This window comes from Enterobacter sp. CP102 (genome assembly GCF_025152625.1).
Lineage (GTDB): Bacteria > Pseudomonadota > Gammaproteobacteria > Enterobacterales > Enterobacteriaceae > Enterobacter > Enterobacter soli.
Genome location: NZ_CP104015.1, coordinates 41,480 through 59,063, shown reverse-complemented (window position 1 = coordinate 59,063; position 17,584 = coordinate 41,480). Strand labels below are relative to the sequence as shown.

General features: G+C 51.7%; 16 protein-coding genes. All 16 read right to left on the bottom strand.

Features of this window, described 5'->3' with window-relative positions; genetic code table 11:
- Positions 1 to 105: 105 nt before the first annotated feature.
- Positions 106 to 4,692: a phage tail protein gene (locus N1249_RS22915; RefSeq protein WP_259838649.1), complete on the bottom strand. Its 4,587-nt coding sequence runs from the start codon at positions 4,690 to 4,692 to the stop codon at positions 106 to 108.
- Between the two features lie 156 nt (positions 4,693 to 4,848).
- Positions 4,849 to 5,478 carry a tail assembly protein gene (locus N1249_RS22910; RefSeq protein ID WP_259838647.1) on the bottom strand — a complete coding sequence of 210 codons (630 nt, stop codon included), beginning with the start codon at positions 5,476 to 5,478 and terminating at the stop codon, positions 4,849 to 4,851.
- A 9-nt stretch (positions 5,479 to 5,487) separates the two neighbouring features.
- On the bottom strand, positions 5,488 to 6,258 hold the full coding sequence (locus tag N1249_RS22905) for a C40 family peptidase (RefSeq protein WP_409193183.1): 771 nt from the start codon (positions 6,256 to 6,258) through the stop codon (positions 5,488 to 5,490).
- Positions 6,255 to 6,953 carry a phage minor tail protein L gene (locus tag N1249_RS22900; RefSeq protein ID WP_259838645.1) on the bottom strand — a complete coding sequence of 233 codons (699 nt, stop codon included), beginning with the start codon at positions 6,951 to 6,953 and terminating at the stop codon, positions 6,255 to 6,257. Before N1249_RS22900 ends, N1249_RS22905 begins: the two co-directional genes overlap by 4 nt.
- A 47-nt stretch (positions 6,954 to 7,000) precedes the next feature.
- Positions 7,001 to 7,333 carry a phage tail protein gene (locus tag N1249_RS22895; RefSeq protein WP_256064076.1) on the bottom strand — a complete coding sequence of 111 codons (333 nt, stop codon included), beginning with the start codon at positions 7,331 to 7,333 and terminating at the stop codon, positions 7,001 to 7,003.
- 10 nt (positions 7,334 to 7,343) lie between these two features.
- Positions 7,344 to 11,942: a tape measure protein gene (locus tag N1249_RS22890; protein WP_259838642.1), complete on the bottom strand. Its 4,599-nt coding sequence runs from the start codon at positions 11,940 to 11,942 to the stop codon at positions 7,344 to 7,346.
- Between the two features lie 7 nt (positions 11,943 to 11,949).
- Positions 11,950 to 12,174, bottom strand: coding sequence for a hypothetical protein (locus N1249_RS22885; RefSeq protein WP_175558187.1), 225 nt, complete (start codon positions 12,172 to 12,174; stop codon positions 11,950 to 11,952).
- A gap of 128 nt (positions 12,175 to 12,302) precedes the next feature.
- On the bottom strand, positions 12,303 to 12,620 hold the full coding sequence (locus N1249_RS22880; RefSeq protein WP_259838640.1) for a hypothetical protein: 318 nt from the start codon (positions 12,618 to 12,620) through the stop codon (positions 12,303 to 12,305).
- A gap of 46 nt (positions 12,621 to 12,666) precedes the next feature.
- Entirely contained in the window at positions 12,667 to 13,428 is a 762-nt protein-coding gene (locus tag N1249_RS22875) for an Ig domain-containing protein (RefSeq protein WP_259838638.1), read from the bottom strand.
- 108 nt (positions 13,429 to 13,536) lie between these two features.
- Entirely contained in the window at positions 13,537 to 13,917 is a 381-nt protein-coding gene (locus tag N1249_RS22870; protein WP_259838621.1) for a minor capsid protein, read from the bottom strand.
- Position 13,918: 1 nt separating this feature from the next.
- Entirely contained in the window at positions 13,919 to 14,389 is a 471-nt protein-coding gene (locus tag N1249_RS22865) for a hypothetical protein (RefSeq protein ID WP_063160600.1), read from the bottom strand.
- A complete protein-coding gene (locus tag N1249_RS22860; protein ID WP_259838618.1) occupies positions 14,380 to 14,760 on the bottom strand; it encodes a hypothetical protein in 381 nt (126 codons plus the stop codon). Before N1249_RS22860 ends, N1249_RS22865 begins: the two co-directional genes overlap by 10 nt.
- 73 nt (positions 14,761 to 14,833) lie before the next feature.
- Positions 14,834 to 15,664 carry a hypothetical protein gene (locus N1249_RS22855; protein WP_311202572.1) on the bottom strand — a complete coding sequence of 277 codons (831 nt, stop codon included), beginning with the start codon at positions 15,662 to 15,664 and terminating at the stop codon, positions 14,834 to 14,836.
- Positions 15,664 to 16,098 carry a hypothetical protein gene (locus N1249_RS22850; protein ID WP_259838614.1) on the bottom strand — a complete coding sequence of 145 codons (435 nt, stop codon included), beginning with the start codon at positions 16,096 to 16,098 and terminating at the stop codon, positions 15,664 to 15,666. The genes N1249_RS22855 and N1249_RS22850 overlap by 1 nt, the downstream gene beginning before the upstream one ends.
- Positions 16,099 to 16,134: 36 nt before the next feature.
- A complete protein-coding gene (locus N1249_RS22845) occupies positions 16,135 to 16,605 on the bottom strand; it encodes an Ig-like domain-containing protein (protein ID WP_259838612.1) in 471 nt (156 codons plus the stop codon).
- Positions 16,606 to 16,687: 82 nt separating this feature from the next.
- Positions 16,688 to 17,560 carry a major capsid protein gene (locus tag N1249_RS22840; RefSeq protein ID WP_072931956.1) on the bottom strand — a complete coding sequence of 291 codons (873 nt, stop codon included), beginning with the start codon at positions 17,558 to 17,560 and terminating at the stop codon, positions 16,688 to 16,690.
- Positions 17,561 to 17,584: the final 24 nt, after the last annotated feature.

Genomic DNA, 17,584 nt, shown 5'->3' with positions numbered 1-17,584 from the left:
GTGAATGGTTACTTATTTTTTCACGAGTAGCAACACAAAAGACCATGATTTTCATAGCTTTTAATCTAAGGTAGAAAAAGCCCCGATTTACTCAGGGCATTTTTATTACATCAATCCCATTCGAACTCGAAGACGACCATTCTCGTCATAAACTTCGATTCGGTTATTGTTGATCACCATGCGGCCGGTGCTTCCACTGTTGCCATTCATCTCGAAGGCGCCGCCTTTTGCAATTCGCCAACCAGTTTTGCCTGAAACGTAGTTGGTTGACTGCAAATCACCGATTTTGGCGTTAACGATGGTGCCGTCTTTGATGTAGGCGCCATTCATGTAGGCAACACTGTTCTCAACAACAAACGGCGTTGTGACCTTTCCATCGACGGAGTTAACCAGCCCGAAGCGATCAGCGCGGATCAGGAACTGAGACAGACCGGTTCCATCGATACCCAGCGCCATACCAGCGGCGTACTTCTGGCCGTTGGACGTGGATGTTTCCATCTTTAGCGTCCACGACGCAGACACCTTCGCGTTCACATCAGCCACAGCTTGAGAGGTCTGCTGAACGGTAGAAGAAACCGAATCAGCTTTAGCACTTACGGTATCAACTCGTTTGCCCAGCGCGGTGTCAGCGTTAGCGCGCGCGGTCTGTTCACTGGTTACCGATGATTCGATATTACCGGCTCTGGTCTCAAGCGCGCTAATGTCACTGGCCATTGCCGAATCAGCATCAGTACGAGCCTTCGTCTCAGTTGCTACCGCTGCTTTAATGTCAGCTGCGGTCTGCGTCTTCAACGAAGTAATCTGGCTCCCCAGCGCGGTATCGCCGTCAGTCCGTGCCTTTGTCTCGGTGGCTACAGCTGCCTTGATGTCTGCGGCTGTTTGCGTCTCAAGAGATGTGATCTGGCTGCTAAGAGCTGAATCTCCATCGGTTCGTGCTTTGGTCTCGGTCGCCACTGCCGCTTTAATATCTGCTGCCGTCTGGGTCTTCAGAGATGTGATCTGAGTTCCCAGCGCTGTATCACCATCGGTTCTGGCTTTTGTTTCGGTGGCCACGGCCGCCTTGATGTCGCTAGTGGTCTTTGTGGCGAGCGTATCAACCTTCGTGCTGAGCGCTGTATCACCGTCTGTTCGCGCCTGAGATTCAGTTGCGATCTGGGCTGTCACATCGTCATTAACCTGCGCGCTGAGTGCGGTGATTTGGCTGGACAGAGCGCTATCCTTATCAGCACGAGTTTTTGCTTCAGCTGCAATCTGGGCTTTTACATCCGTATTAACCTGAGACTGCAGGTTGGTCACCTGCTTAGACAGAGCACTGTCAGCATCAGCACGAGCCTGCTGTTCGGTGGCCAATGACGCTTTAACATCGTCGTTCACCTGAGCCTTGAGCTGAGTAAGCTGCGTTGACACGGCTTCATCAGCGCTGGCGCGGGTCTCCCTTTCTTCCTGAAGCTGCGCGGCGATGTCATCACCGATTTCGGCCTTCATCTCATCAACGCGCTTCGCCACCGAAGAAACCGAGTCGGCCAGAGTTTGCTGGCTGGTGTTGACCGAAGCATTTGTGGAAGCCTGCTGCTTTTTGTCTTCCTCCTGACGAAGAGCAAGATCGATGTTGGCTTTAGCGTTTGCCTCCAGGCTTGAAGACCATTGCGCCGCTGACTTCTCAACACTGGATACTGTTTGCTTCATTTCATCAATGCTTGCCTGGCCGGTGTCAACGACCGACTGCATTGTGTCAACCTTCTTCCCGATCGCTTCATCGCCATCAACACGAGCCTGCTTCTCTTCAGCGATCAGCGTTTTGCTACCGTCCAAAGCTGCCTGAGCAGCATCAAGTGTGCTGGCAACGGACTCGCCCTGCTTCTTCACTGTCTCTTGAAGAGCAACAACATTGGCGGTGGCATCGTCCACATCAGCAAGCGCCTGGCTGACTTTGTCGGCCGTGTCCTGAACGCTGGTCTTCAGGTCACTTTGTGCCTCCTCCATTCCGGTGAAGGAATTTTGCATATCGGTGACAGACTGCTTAACGCCGGTCACGGAAAGCTCGATCTCATCAACCGTTTTATTCAGCTCACCAACGCTTTCGTCGATTTTCTTGCTAACCTCTTCAACAGCTTCTTTAGCCGCTGATTGGTTGATTTCGGCCAAAAGATCCTGCCCCAGCTCCGAGGACGTGATCTTGTTCTTCAGGAATGACAGAACATCTTTCGTGGTGGCTTCTGTGCCGAGTGAAGAGTTCGGCTGGCTGAGCATTCCGCGCTTGTTTACCGCTCGCACCCAATAGAACCACGTCTCATCATCACCCAGCCCGCTATGGGTGAATGTTGTCGATGCAACCGCCGCAATCAGAGACGCGGTGGTTAGATCGTTGGTGCGAGAGGCGTAAACGTTGATTTTGTCGATGTCGATTGTGGCCGGCAGCTGCCATGCCAGCACGTTGACACGATAATCCCCGATCGCAGTGAGAAGAGTTGGTGCATCTGGTGGCGTCATCGTTCCAAGAGTGGTGTACACCATGGAAATGACGCTGGAACGTCTGCCCGTTGCAGAAATCGAGTAAAGCTCGATGTCATACATACCATTCTCAGCTGCGTTTAAAATATCGTACTGCTCAGTCTTAACCTCAGTTGTCACCCAATCTTCAACAACATCAGAACGACGGTAACGAAGCACATATGAAGGCGACTTACCCTCCCAGCTCACCATCAGTTTTACAGAAAGGTTGCCAGGGGAGGAAACGTATGTCCCTTCTGTCACCTGCAGATTTTCTGGAGTGGAGAAAGTCGGGTCGAGAATGGTTATCTTCGACGGAACGAGGATCGCCCCCTCATCGATGGCGGTAAACTTCGTTGGGTTGTGCTGCACACCCACGATGTCAAAGGCGCCCTTCTCTTCATTCTGGTTTACAGCCAGCACACGCAGCAGCATTGGCTCCAGATTAGGCTCAATGACCGACCAGATACCCATAATCGCCGGGTATTCTTCTTCAGTTAATGCCTTTTTGAAGGTGACAATGGTGTACTCGCCAGCGCCTTCAATAAGGTCGCGATCAATCATCTTCCCTTTGGCACTCAGGAATGACACCGTGTTACCGGCTTTCGATAGTTTCACAGAGGCATCGAGCGTGATGCTGTTTTTGGTGTAATTCACCAGGCGCCCGGAATTTCGTTTTCCCGATCGGAACTTGTCTTGCAGCTTTACCAGCTCGCCAGGCATGAGCAGCGATGCGTCCATGCCAGAGGTGAAGGTAATTAAATCTGTTTCCATACGGTTGCTGTATAGCGTCCAAAGCCCCACGCGGTGAGCCTGGCCACGGCTGGTGCAGCCAAAAGCTACTGATTCTGTCTTGCGTACACCAAAGCGCTTAATGCCTTCTTCATCTTCAACGTACTCGATGTTCTGTTTGTATAGGTCATCCTTGTCGTTGTAAGTGATGAGAGCAACAGTCGCGCGGTCTTTCCGAGATGAGCCCTTGTAGGATACTTTGCCAATAATGTTCGCGGCACTGAACTGCATGACCGGGCTGCTAGGGCTATCCTGCATGACGTTAACCATGCCACCAGCCCAGAAAATCATTCCCCGGAAAGTCGATACGATGTCCTGAAGTACCTTGTAAGCCTCACCGCGGGAGTTAATGACGGTATTAATTGCGAAGCGTTTCTCTTTGCCCCCGAATCCATCATTGATCAGCTCATCGCAATAGCGACCAATCTGGTACAGCTGGCCGATGTTGATCATTGACTCAGTGACGTACTCACCCAAGCCATAGCGCTTACTGGTAAGCAGGTCGTACAAAATCCAGGCAGGGTTATCCGACACCATTAAGCGGAAGGTTCCATCCCAATCGCCAGAGTACGAGCCAAGAACCGGGTCATAGTTAGACGGAACTCGGATCTCCATACCCGAGACCAGGTACGATCGTGCTGGCACGGAACTACCAAATTGCTGCGAGTCGATTTTAAGACCTACAAGCGCACTGTTCGGGTAGTTCAGTTTTGTACTGACAATCTCGCCATACTGACTGAGCCAGGTCTGATCCTGGACATAGTCAGTGGTACTGTCTGCGGTCACACGGCTTACACGGATGCGATAGTTTGACCCGGGCTTAGGCAGATCGAAGAGATATTCACGATAGTGTTTGCCGCTGGACTTCTTGCTCAGCGTGACAACATGTGAAGCATAGCCTTGCGGCTTAATTGGCTTAAACGAGGCCGTACCGTATGCGATCTCAAACTGGAATTGAACTGTCGTACCGTGGGTGTCACCCGATTTCTGATCCGTTTTGGTCAGTTTCGGGAACATCATAATCACACGCACCTGGTCAGAATCATCGTTGTCGATCTGAATAGTGCGAGGGGTAGACAGCTTGATCTGAACGCCAACATCATGCGGGGTTTCAACCGCATCAAAGCCCTCAATTACTGCCTGATTCTGGGTTCCGTCACGGAACCACCAGGTGACACCGTTGAAGTTGCTGGTGCCGTCCGGGTTTAAAATGGGTACGTTATCGAGGAAAATGGACTGGCCGCCGTTAATCAACCCGCCAATCTTTCCTTCGCCAAGAAGGTCAAGGATTGAGGCGAGTGATCGCGACTGAACGTTGTCTTTGTCTTCTACGGGCGTGCGCGCTGAGCCGCCGCCCTTGCTGCCACCGCCAGAACCGGCGAGCAGGCGTCTTTCCTTAACAGTTGCCACCGAAAATCTCCCTTTTTGGTGCAATTTATATGTAATCGCTGGCATCCTGCCGGCGCTGGCTGGGCATCAACTTCCTGTCAACACCCAGCCTTTTTGTTACTTAACTTGCCCTGCTCCACTACCACCATCACCAGTGCCTGTAGTAGCGGTTGTGTCCTAAATCATCTGCTCAACAGACATCTTGACGCTGACAATCTGGGAACCTACCAGAATCTCTTTACCGTAAATGAGCGGTACGGGATTACCTTGGGCTACCGTATTTTGCGGCCCATCAAAGTAATAAGAGTCTTTATTATCGACGGTCGTCATTTTGTTTGATGGCTGCTTTGACAAGAGCGCTGCGACACCACCGAACGCCATAGCAAAACCTGCAGAAAACATTGCCAATGAAGCACCACCGGTTACTGACGTTGCAAACACGGCCACCACCATCAAAATAACACCAACAACAACCTGAACTGCACCGACAATCTTTGAACCAGATCCACGATAAATTGGTGTAATTCTGATCGTCTTCATGCTGCCGTTATTTTCCATTTGGAACTCGTCTTCGCACATGTCATAAACAGCACCATCATGACGCTCGACGGAAATATGATACTTCTGATATTTCTTAGCGTTCATCTTCATCCAGGTTACAAAACCTGGACGGTTGCAGTCAATAATACTAACTGCGCGACGGACTGTATTTGCCGCAACGCGATGAACCTTTCCAAAGTTTTTACCTAAAACTCCACCTAATTCGACAGTGACAAGTTCAGGCTTATCCATAGCCATTTCACTCATTGTCTTCCCTCACATTAAATCCTTGTGTCTCAAATGGTGCGTGGTGTGCTTTTCGTACATCCCGCCATAGATAGCTTTACAGCTCAATCTATCCATCTGATGATGCAATATCATACCATCGCCGATGTAAACTGCACAGTGATCAGGAACTTGCGATGCCAACTGCATGAAGAAAATATCTCCAGCCTGACGTGGCGCTCCCGGTGGCAACCTCACAAGATCTTGCGATTGGAAATTGTCGTTTAAAATATCAACGCCCTTTTCCCACCACGATGGAATATGCAATTCAGGGCAGACGCCAATGGCTACATTTTTCTCACGTTTTAAATAATCTCGGCACAGCAACCAGCAATCAAATACTCCAAATGCGTAGGGTCTTCCCTCATAAGGCATTTCAAATCCAGATGGCTTGATCACATTTACATCACTAAAACGATACTCTGCATCAATTTCTGGATTGTAGTTTTTGCTGACGTTGATAATAAACCATGGCAACTCGGATGCCTCACAGCCAGACATATCGGCCTCGGACGCCTGATTGTCCTCATCGGTATGCGAATGCCAAACACCGACTACCTCGCCAGCTCTTTCAGCTGCAATTTGGTCTTCATCGTGCATGACAAAATAGTTTTCAGGATCATCAGCAACGTTTCGGCAAAGAATTAACTCATACTTATTCGCTCTGGTATTAACAAGCAGGCCGCAAGCCTCATTTGGATATGCTTGTAAAGCGGCAAGGCGCATGGCGCCAAGCAACTTTTCATTCATCATCATCATCATGCGCGGTTTGCTCCGGGGAATCCGCCAAACGCAATGATGCCGTTGGCAAAGTAGTTGATTCGGGCACGGCAAGACGATAGCCTTTTGGTGCAGTAGTCGGCGCTGGCCAAAGTGGTTGCCGCATCGTTTTTGTCAAAATACGGTCCGGTGTAGCCGCATTCGGCACTTCGATAACGCCACTGGCATGAGTTTTTGACGATCTGGCGGTTAGGCAGCATAACTCCCATCAAATCGAATGCTGAGGCAAGCTCAAACTCAACAATCTCGCGATCCTCAAAAGTCTTCTGGTCGATGTACCACATTTCATCGGCAAAATGCTGGTTAGGGTCAGCTGTAGGGTTGCCCTCAGTAAAATTGACAGCATCCAAAAATCGAGCGAGCGTGACTCGACGAATGAGCTTACAGCCGATCAAATCCTCATTCGACTGCACTTCAGCCGAAATAATACCGTCAAGGTTACTCACCTGCAGCTTTGGCCGTGGCAACTTGCCCTGACCATTTTTATCGAAGCCCGATGCCGCAATTGGCCATGGGTTATAGGTTACCCCCTGCCAAATGATTGGCTCAGAGAGTTCGTTGGTGCCTGCGTGAAAGTACAGCTTCCCACCGCTGGTGGTTACTGACATATCCAACTCAAACACTTCAATCAGCGCACTCGGTTGCAGTGACTGAATGCTCGATGCAATAGTTTCCATTTTTGTCTTCATCCTTGAAGTTTTGCCCCCATCCTTGGGGGCTTCAGTTACTCAAACACCTGGCGGAACGTTGTGGTCAAGGTCGCGTACCCTCGTGAGCTTTTGACCTTGTGGCTATCGCTCACCACGACAACCTTCTGCCCATTTGGTGAAGTCCAATTAAATGATTCCACCCCGCCGCGCGCATACAGGAAGTCGTCGATCTCCTGCATCTCAGCTCGTGTTCCCTGGAATTGCAGATCCCAGCTGGACTTGCGCCAGTTCAAACCACTGGTTACACGTTGTTCATACCCTTCGTTGAAGGCGAGCCGGGTTACTTCCGGCTTCATCTCCTTCTCGGAATCAAACAACGGGAACCAGGTAAATGTCGTCCGTGACATTACCCACTCCTTATTTGCTTGTACTGCTTAACATCCCGCCCGGTCTGCTTTCGTCGGTCAGCGTGTCAAGCACGACCGCCTTCACTTTGCGGGCCATATCGTTCCACTGAGAGCCGTTGTCCGATACCTCAGATGACTTGCTGCTGCCATGACCGTAGTTCTGAACAGTGATGGAAATTGCCACACTGTCGCCGCCAGACCCTTCGCCACCACCAGTAAACGTCACCGGAATTGAACGGCCGTCTGGAAGTGGCACATACGCTTCTTTGTGACTGCCCTCGCCAAACAACGCCAGCTGCGGGGATGATGCAATACCGCCTTTGGCATACTTTTTGAGAGGAACCACACCGTCAGGACCGAATACCCCACCCTTTGCGTGTGCCGTCACCTGGAACTGGTTGGCGTTTGGCTTGACCTGGAATCCCTTGGTTCCATCCTGCACCGTGCTGGCCGAATTTCCTGTCCAACCGGCAGAGGACATCGCGCCATACGCAGATGATGCCAGCCCCATGATGCTCGCGGCCGCACCCACATACCCCATCCACTTATTGCCTGTAGCAGCGCCTAGCGCTGAAATCGTCGCCCCGATCGCAGTTACAGCCGTGCTAGCTGACAAGGTGAATCCGCGCGTTGCAGAAGTCGCCTCTTGGGTAGAGACTGCATTCTGCGTCACCGCCGAAGTCGAGTTTTTGGTGCTGCCCGTCAGTTCGTTGAAGCCATCTTTCAGGCTTTTCAAACCTGATGACGCCAGATCCGATACTGATGTGGTCAGTGACTTGAAGGAGTTCTTCAGCCCCTCAAACATGCTGCCAGAATCATTACCGGCGCTGGTTGGTGAAGACATTGCCTCAACTGGCGAACCTGACTGCTGGGTTTTAGTGAAGCTCCCGATGACCGCATCTTTGGCTCCCGACAGCTTATCGCCCCAACTGGCACCTGAGTTTGTACTCATGCCCAGCGACTGCATAAGAGGCTCAACAACCAGCGCCTTGGTGCTAACCTTCAACATCTCGTCAAAGATGTAATCGCCAAAATCAGCGATGCTGAACTTGCCGGTTTTGACGAACTCGGTCAGCTTATCGGTCAGGTTTTCGAAGCAGCTCGTCCACACAGATTCCATTTGCGAGGCTACATCGCTGTATTCCTGCGCCAACTTCTGCTGGGACGTACCAACTTCAGCAATAAACGCCTTATTTCGGCCAGCCAGCATTTGTGAGATTGCACGGTCGTACACCTCTTTCATGCCCTGGTCTTGTGCGTTCTTCGACTGACTCTGGAGGTAAGCAAGGCTTTCGTTAAACTTCTTATTCCACTCGGCCGCGGCAGATTGATAATCCGGGGTGTAGCCTGAGCTGATCACCTTATTGGCCATCGGCGCGAACTTGGTAATGCTCTGCTCGGCAGCGTCTTGATTCAGCCGCTTGGAGTAGGCGTCCTTGTTCTGGTTGATGAACGCCAGCATAGTTTTGGCGTTGTCGATCATCCCCTTGGAAAGCGTATCGCTTGGCACTGCGTTAGCCATCTCAGTCAGGTGCTTGGTGACTTCCTGAATGTTTTGGTCGAACTCAACGCTCGCTTTCGATGACAGCCCCAGCTGACCGGCCATCTGCTCCGCTTTTCCGATCCACGTCTCATTGGCCTTAATTGCCTTTTGACGCGCACTCTCCTCACGCTTAGCAGCTGCCTCAGCCGATTTCCCCGCTCGCTCAGCTGCGCGCTGCGCTTTTTGCTCATCCTTCAGCTTTGCTGCGGTCAGGATGGAAGAGATCTTCTCGCGCTGGTCTGCGGTCAGCTGCTCCATCTTGATGGTTTCGCCGTAGATGGAACGCAGCTTAGTGTTGGCCTTCAGCTGGGCATCACCCATCACAGCATCACCGGCAATATCACGCATGATTGTGCCGTCTCGATTCATTCGAGTTTGTTTGCCAGTACCGAGCTGGGAATTAACAAACAGTGAGTTCAGACGATCATCTTGCTTTTTGGTACCGCCAACCCCGGTGTAATAAGAGCCATCCAGCATCTGCAAACCCTTGCCAGATTGCTCACGGATGTTCTTAATTTGCCCCTGGAGGCTGCTGAGTGACTCCTGCGCGGTATTAAATGCCTGAGATTGGCCATTTAATTGACCTTGCAGACGCGAGCGATCGCTGTCATTCAGATTCGGGTTTTCCAGCAGTTTCGTAATTCGAACAACCTCTTGCCCAAGGCTATCGACGATCTTCTGGGTTTTGTCTGCCCCTTCCAGGAATGGCTTAAGATGAGCATCGCGATCGGCAGCGTTGATTGATTCAAGCTGCGCGCTTTTCTCTGAAGGAGACATTTTCTGGTCTTGCGAAAGCACCGTGCGCTTATTACGCGCATCCTTCAGAGTGGTTGTGCTGTACTGCGCCATCCCCGCTTTGATGCCGTTGTCTACGTCTTCCAGGCGTTTGGTGACAATGTCGCGCGCCAGGTTCTCGTATTGGGCTTTATCACCCATACCAACGGTTTCTTTAAGCTGAGCCAACTCCTTCTGGTTTGCTTCTAAACGCGACTGAAGTGCCTTCTGATCAACGCCAATAGCTGAGGATGACAGGCCGCCGCTCTTCATCGATTCAAGAGTCTGCTGATCGCCGCTGTTCTGGCTCTCCAGTTGCTTGATGCGAGCGGTCATTTGAGATCGCTGCGCGGCTGTCATCGCTTCAGGGATCTTGCGAATTTCAGCCACTGTTTCGGCGGTTTTGTCACGCAGCGACGTCATTACGGCGATTAAACCGCCGACCGCTAAAGCAATTGCGGTAATGGCTGCGCCAACAGGGTTGGCCACAATCACTGCCTGGAATGCCAGCCATGCGGTGCGAACCATCTTAATGGCCTCGCCTACATAGATGATCATCGCCGCGGTGCCGCCGAAATCACGGAATGTTTTAACCACACCGGCAATTACACTGATGGTTTTCGCGCCAGCGCCATTTACGACCTCAAAGGCTTTTTTGAGGCTTCCACCCATTTGCGTCCCTGCGGTGGCCAGCCCCGTCACAGTGCCTTTCAGCACCTTAAAGCCGATCAACGCCAAAGCTGCCTGGCCGAGGGTGAGAAGCAACTCTTTGTTGCGCTCCGCCCACTTAGCCATGTCCATCAGCGCGTTTACCGCGGTAGACAACCCCTCACCCAAATCCTGCGCAAACACCTTGCCGTCAGTGCTGTTCATGTAGCTGGACAGCTCTTTAAAGACTTTGGTGATTGATTCGAGATACCCGGCTTGACCGATGCGATCCGCAAACAGAGTGAACGAGGTCTGGAGTTGTGCCAGCGCGCCGCTATATGCCTGCATCAGATTTTCGGCTGCGCCACGGCTTTGGGCATCAAGTCCCTGGAACAACAGTTCCAAACCCTGCTTAGCCGAGACAGTACCGGTGGAGATCGCTTTGGTCAGTTGCCCCATAGTGACGCCAGCGGAATCAGCCATCGCCTGCATCGCGGTAGGAACTGCTTCACCTAATTGCTGACGCAGCTCTTCCATCGAAATGACGCCCTTACCGGACATCTGCTGGATTGCCACAGCTGCTCGCTTCAACAGTTCACTATCGCCACCAAAACGCGCCACAGAGTCAACCAGCGACTTTAGAGAGCCATTGGCGGGATCGATGCCAGCTGATTTGAATTTAACGAATGCGTCTGTCAGCGCATCCATTGCGAACGGGGCTGTTTTAGCCATGTTCACGATGTAATTCATGTCATTAGTCGCAGCCAGCTTCGGGTTGGCAGCTTCTTTGTTCATGCCTTCAAGCAAGATGCGCATCTTCTGCATCTGGGCAGCTGCTTCGACGATCGGCTCCTGCCAGCCAAACAGCATTTCTTTTACCGTATAAGCTGCATCACCGATTTCACCGAGCATGAAGATATTGCCTTTCATGCCGTCCATCAGCCCGCCGCTTGAGTGACGGCCACCACGACCGGAGCCGCCACCGGAGCCGCCCGAACTTCCACCGGAACCACCACGGCCAGGGCCACGCACATCCGCTCGCAGATTGCCCAATTCTCTTTGGCGGTTAATCAGTGCGTCCATCTCCGCCACGACCTTTTTCATCTGGGCGGCGGCTTTGGTGGACGATGCAGACCAATTCTCCATTCGCTTGCTGGAGTTGGACAAACGCGTGTTCATACCGGAGGTGGCTGTATTCGCCTCTTTGACCTCATGGCCAAAGGATGAGGCTGCACGTCCAGCGTGATTAGCCCAATCAGAGAAGTCGCTCAGCTCTGATTGAACAGCCTGCAAGGAATGATGAAACCCCTTCGTGGCTTTGTCGGCTGCATCAATACGTGTGGTGTAGGTTTTGAGGTTGGCGTTAAACGTCACCAGCTCTTGTCTGGTGTCGCGCATTGCCTTAGAGACAAGCTCGAAACCGGCGCCTAAGTCCTGAAGACCATTGGCGACCGACTCCAGCTTTTTGTCGAGCGTACCCAGAATCCCGGCGACGGAACCCAGAGAACGCTCAAGTGTTGCGATTTTTTGCGCTGGCTTTGTGGCCTTCTCGCCAAAACTGACCAGCAGTTTTCCCGCCCGGTCGATTGCCGCGGTGAACTTTTTATCGTCCAGCGACAGAATAAACTCTACGTTGTCAGACATTCCCTTGTCATCCTGCGCCAAATATTTTCATCAGTTGCTCTTTGGCGTCGGGGTCTGCTTTCGCATAACTTGGATCGTAGACTTTATCGGTAACGACTGGTCTTCCAATACGGTGTTGCAAACCCTCCATAAACGCCTTGCCGCTATCCGCATCTGCCTGGGCAACCCTTGCCACCTGGAATCTACGGACATCCTCTTCAGCCCGGAGACGATCAATGTTTCGGCTTAACATCCAAAACATGGCCAGCGGCAGCTGGAGTAGCTCTATCGGCGAGACGGCATAGTGAGCAACAACACGACTGAAATAGAATCCGAGATCGATGGAAACCGTCACCATCTGCCCGGACTCATCGCGGGTGATTACTTTGCTTCTTCACCAGCAGCTTTTTCGTTCTCTTCTTCAACCACTTCCATTGCGAAGGTGAAAACCTGCTGCAGCTGAGGCAAAGTCAGCTTTTGGAGTGCTTCAGGTGTGACAGTCGGCAGTAATTTCTGCACCAGATCTGCATATGCGGTTACCTGATCTGCCATAGACAGAGCCGCCAGGTCTTTGCCTTCCATTTGCTTGATGGCAACAAACAAGCCAACGGTCATTTCAACGATCGGGTACTTTTTGCCGCCGAACTTGACTGTTTTTTGTGGAGGCGAAATGGCATCCAGGTCGAGTAATTTTGTCATTTTCAATTCCGTTTAAATAAGAGGCTCGTCCTGAGCCTCTTTGGGGTTACGCTACGGTGATGGCTGCTGTTGCAGTCTTCGCGCCGTCAGTGGTGGTGAAGGTGATCTGGGCGTTACCCGCAGCTTTACCTGTTACCTTGCCGGTGCTATCAACAGTGGCTACAGCAGTGTTGCTCGATACCCACGTACCGGTTTTATCCGTGGCGTTGGTAGGAGCGAATACTGCGGCCAGCTGGGTAGTACCGCCCACAGCGATGTTCGCGGTGGTTGGGTTAACAGCTACGCCGGTAACTGCGACAGACGCATCACCGGCATCAGGCTTTGGGTTGGTCATGGTTCCCAGAATGCCGTCGTCGTCCGGGTATGCGTTGAAATCAACGGAGAACACGCGAACGTCATCGGATTTGTAAGCCATGGTGAAATTACCCGCCGTTGCCGCCTTCGGCAGAGTCAGCACGAAATCGGTGCCATCTTGCGGGGTCAGGATCAATTCCTGAGCAACGTCAACGAGGTTGACGCCCTGAGCGGAGCTGATAGACAGGGTGTTTTTGTCGGCAGACATGGTTGAGCCAGGCATCAGGTTAACCAGGTTCGCCAGAACACTTTCGGCCAGCGGAGCGGTAACTTTTACGTTACGACCCTGCACCAGTTCAGAAATGGTGGTCTGGCCCAGCTGGTCAACGGTGACTTTTAGGGTTTCGGTAGAAACCTCGACTTCAACGCCGCCTTTGGTGTAGCCAAGATCCTGGCCACCGAAAGACACTTTGCAAGCGCCTAATTTGATATTTTTAACATGGGTGTTAGCCATTGTTTGCAAACTCCTTTTTGCATTGGTTGCCGCATTCCTTGCGGCAAATGTAAGTATATAGCTATTTTTTACTTTAAAAAAGTAATCACATGGCTATTTTATTGATGATTACACCGGATATGCTGCAAATTCGACGGGAATACCCGCTTCGAACAGTGATCCATCATCCTGCGGGTAGATAATCGGTAGAGACAGAGGCTTTACATATTTAAACCGAATGCCCTGCACTTCTGTATCAATAAGCGGCAGAACAGCCATGATTTTGTTAGCTCTGGCCGACACCACAGACAATGTCGGCTCTCTGATGATTACAGTGAAAACATCCTGATAAAAGCCTTCAAGCTCGCGGTCAATTGCAATACCGGTATTGGGATTCACCAGCAAAATTCCGCTTTTGACCGAAGCTGGCATGTGATGTGCGAAAGTGTCCTTACCAATCACGCCTAACTTCTTGTCCTGAAGAAATTTGGCAAACGCTTCAATAAACATGTCACCCCCTTGTGAACCCAGCTTTTCTCGCTGCTTCCGTTACAGCTTCCCTGAACCGCTTTTCACCCATTTCAATCGCACGTTCCATGTAGAGACGCCCTACCCTCGCTCGCATTCCCTCGATCGGCGGGTTGGTAACGCTCTTCATTCTCGACAGTCGGCCAAGCCGGTAGTGATCGTTGTGCATGTAATCAGCATATTGCCCAACCGTCACGCCCGGGTGTCCCTCACGCGATGTTGCACCGGAGACATAAAGCTCGACTTTCACCTCAGAGAAGTTATTGATGACGCGCGCGTAGATCGCCTTTTCCAATGACCCGGTTTCAATCGGCGCCATCGCTCTGGCTAATCGCTCCATCACTTTCGCCACCTTCTCCATATCGCGAAGCAAATAGCGCTTAAACGCTTTTTGACGCTGATCGAGAGAATTGGCCTGGCGTCGTAACTTTGATGCGTCGTAACTCAGACCCATACGTTAGCCCCGACTTCCAGATGACCAGGGCGCCCACGAAGCCCCCAACGACGCTCTACGCTCGCCACCAGTAACTTAGTGCCAGACATCACCAATACGTCATCCAGCTTCACATCAGCAGCCAGGGGCACGATTAGCACAGCATTGAACGTCTCAATGTCTGCTTTGCCACGACTGCCAGAGCTATCAGCTCGTACTGATGATTGAACGACGCCTTCTGTAAAATTCACTACGCCTACTTTGGTGCTTCTCACAAACTGGTATTTCGACTCGCCATAGATGTTCATCCCACCTTTTCGATAAACAGCGAGTTCTGTTTGCCAGGCTACGTGCATATTCACCTCCATGTGAATAAACAACGCCAGCGCCATCCAACTGGTGCGGGTGCATCGATGATGACTTAAACCCTGCTCCCATGCTGGTGGTCGCTGGCGCGAAATTTGACTACCGACGAACGATAAACCGGTTATTGGTATACTTAGCCAGCAAACGCCAGGTGGTTCTAGCCACCGTCTTTGGTGCGCTTTTGCCGGTTCGGTACATATTGGTCGTCTCGCCAATCGACTCCGAGAGAATCCCATCTTCGCGCGCGGCAGCTACATCGTTGCCGTTGGCAATTTCACACGCTTCGTTGATCACAGCCAACATCACAGCGCGCTTGAAGACATCCGGGAAAGCGGCAAAATCCTCATCGCTCAGCTCATCCCAATCCACTATATCGACGCGGTACTGCCCAGCTGCTCCAAACGGCATTGTGGTGACGTTCAACATATTTTGCGGTCGATCGTAATCGTCATAATCGATACCAAAAATTCGACGAATCGAGAAAGGCATTGTCTTGATGCGATTTGTGGCCTCAATAAGACGCTTGCGCATCAGGCTGTCTCCATCGGCAAGCAACGCATCCCCATTCAACATGTCGATTGCCTGCATCTGGGCGTCGGCGATTGTGGCAAACGAATGCCGTGGAACCGCCAGCTCAAAGTCTGCCATCAGAACATACAGCTGCTCAGTGAGGTGATTGATAGTGCCGTCATTGACCGTCAAGACCAAACGACGCAAATCCCGCTCACGATCTGCAAGCTGGTTGTACTCAGCTGGCACGACAACAGTGACGGACATCTGACCAGCCTCAAACTCAACTGGTACATCTTCCGCCACAATGTTCGCCCGGCCGTCTTTCAGGGTGTACGTTGCGGATGCCGCATCGAGCACATTGAGAGTGAATGACAGCGAAACAGCTTCGCCGCTTTTAAACGTGCCGAGCTGAGCCATCATTCACCGCCCTGGGCTTTCATAATGCCTTCGATCATCTCAACGATGCCCTTGCCCTTCACACCCAGCTCATTTCCGATCTGGCGTAAGCCGGCAATTCCTTCGCTGTCGGCTACCGCTTCCAGCTCTTCACGAGAGAACTTAGGCTGAGTGCTTACGTGGGCTTGCGTGGTCACACGTTCCATACGCTCATTAACTGGCGCAGCTGTCTCTTTTACGTTGTCAGCGGATAGCCCATGGCGTTCGCTATAAATGCCAGAAGGAGAGACATTGGTGCCCTCAATGGTTTCCGCGCGCATAGATGAGCAAATGCGCTGCTGATCCACAAATGGCAGTTCTGACACAGAGATGCCATCTTCAAACTGAATGCCGCACAACATGCCGGTATAACCCTTAAAGCATGATTCGAGCAGTCGTACTTTTGCAGATTTCATATTCATCCTTGAGTGGCCGACAAGCGGCCACGTTCATTAAGCCGCGGTCACTGCAACCTGGCAGGTGGAAGACGGGCCATCGTTTGAGGTGAAAGTAACTACTGCATTACCCACACCAACAGCCGTAATCTTGCCTTTCTGATCAACCGTTACGATCGCAGCGTTGTTAGTGCTCCAAACGCCTGATTTGTCAGTGGCATTATCTGGCGCCGTGTTGTAGGTCAGAGTTCGGGACTCACCCACTTTCAGGCCAGTAGAAGCCGGGTTCATGTAGATGCCGTTGATCGGCACTTTCTGCTGGCTGGAACCACCGGTGCTGGCGCTATTGCCAGAACCAGACTGTTGGCCACCGTCAATCACTTCTCCGCGAAGAGCTGCCAGCATTCGTGCTTGACGGCGCTCACTAACAGGATTCGCGCTCACACTATTGACGAAAGGCACACCGAACATGTGACCCGTGTAATCCGAGAGCACTTCTTCGGTGATACGTACTTTTTTGTCTGCCATGTATACTCCATAAAAAAAGGGTGGGCGACTGCCCACCCTTGCTAATGATCGGTGATAGGTAGCTAACTACCTATCATTAAGATTAAATCTTAACGCCTTTCAGCGCAGCGATCGCTTTGTCGTGCTTGTTCGCCAGAGAGCAGTACCACTTAACGCGAGTACGCAGGGCGTCTTTGTTCTGAACGGTGCCGATGGACTCAACCACGATGCCGGCATTATCACCACCGTACAGACCGGTCAGACCGTTCTCTTCGGACAGGTGCAGGCCGTAGATGTCGGCAGCGCCGTCAACAACAGGGATGAAGTCGTTCACGATGAACGGAATGCCGTTGTGAGTCAGCATTGGACGACCAAAGTTTTCGATCATCACTTCAGACGGGCCGACGTTCACGGTACGCAGCAACGCACGGTAAGCGCGCATATGCTCAGAGCGAACCATCAGGCAGTCAGCGCCCAGATCTTTCACGGCATCAACCAGCTCATCGAGCATGGAGAAAGTCATGGAAGCGTTGGCAACGATGCCCTGATCAGCTGCCATCAGCTTGGCAATACCGTCAAAGGATTTTGCATCTTTGGTGGAGTCACCCTGGATCAGGTTGCGGCGGAATGCGCGCGCCAGACCTTTCACTTTGGAACGAACCTGGATAGCCAGCTGGCTATTGGTGTCGGCCATGGTGGTTGCCAGGAATTTATCAACGTCAACGTCGCCAGCCAGAATACGCAGCTTAGCCACATGCTCGGTGAACGTTGCAGCGCCTTCTGGAACCACATCGTTCACGTCAATGAAGCTGGCTTCAGACAGTGAATCTTCGCGGTTGTACAGATACGCTTTAGAGTTGATCTTCATGAAAGGCAGAACGGCAAACAGGTCATCGCGATCGATGATAGTTTCGATTACGCCCTGTTCCAGTTCGTTGTTAGACAGCTTTTCAGCTTCGTCTCGCAGTAATGGCATCTTTTCAATTCCTTTTGATTAAGA

Excerpts from the sequence above, each read along its gene's own strand:
- N1249_RS22910 (WP_259838647.1), bottom strand. The coding sequence starts at position 5,478 with ATGAGTGAAATGGCTATGGATAAGCCTGAACTTGTCACTGTCGAATTA.
- N1249_RS22905 (WP_409193183.1), bottom strand. The coding sequence starts at position 6,258 with ATGATGATGATGATGAATGAAAAGTTGCTTGGCGCCATGCGCCTTGCC.
- N1249_RS22900 (WP_259838645.1), bottom strand. The coding sequence starts at position 6,953 with ATGGAAACTATTGCATCGAGCATTCAGTCACTGCAACCGAGTGCGCTG.
- N1249_RS22895 (WP_256064076.1), bottom strand. The coding sequence starts at position 7,333 with ATGTCACGGACGACATTTACCTGGTTCCCGTTGTTTGATTCCGAGAAG.
- N1249_RS22890 (WP_259838642.1), bottom strand. The coding sequence starts at position 11,942 with ATGTCTGACAACGTAGAGTTTATTCTGTCGCTGGACGATAAAAAGTTC.
- N1249_RS22885 (WP_175558187.1), bottom strand. The coding sequence starts at position 12,174 with ATGTTAAGCCGAAACATTGATCGTCTCCGGGCTGAAGAGGATGTCCGT.
- N1249_RS22880 (WP_259838640.1), bottom strand. The coding sequence starts at position 12,620 with ATGACAAAATTACTCGACCTGGATGCCATTTCGCCTCCACAAAAAACA.
- N1249_RS22875 (WP_259838638.1), bottom strand. The coding sequence starts at position 13,428 with ATGGCTAACACCCATGTTAAAAATATCAAATTAGGCGCTTGCAAAGTG.
- N1249_RS22870 (WP_259838621.1), bottom strand. The coding sequence starts at position 13,917 with ATGTTTATTGAAGCGTTTGCCAAATTTCTTCAGGACAAGAAGTTAGGC.
- N1249_RS22865 (WP_063160600.1), bottom strand. The coding sequence starts at position 14,389 with ATGGGTCTGAGTTACGACGCATCAAAGTTACGACGCCAGGCCAATTCT.
- N1249_RS22860 (WP_259838618.1), bottom strand. The coding sequence starts at position 14,760 with ATGGCGCTGGCGTTGTTTATTCACATGGAGGTGAATATGCACGTAGCC.
- N1249_RS22855 (WP_311202572.1), bottom strand. The coding sequence starts at position 15,664 with ATGGCTCAGCTCGGCACGTTTAAAAGCGGCGAAGCTGTTTCGCTGTCA.
- N1249_RS22850 (WP_259838614.1), bottom strand. The coding sequence starts at position 16,098 with ATGAAATCTGCAAAAGTACGACTGCTCGAATCATGCTTTAAGGGTTAT.
- N1249_RS22845 (WP_259838612.1), bottom strand. The coding sequence starts at position 16,605 with ATGGCAGACAAAAAAGTACGTATCACCGAAGAAGTGCTCTCGGATTAC.
- N1249_RS22840 (WP_072931956.1), bottom strand. The coding sequence starts at position 17,560 with ATGCCATTACTGCGAGACGAAGCTGAAAAGCTGTCTAACAACGAACTG.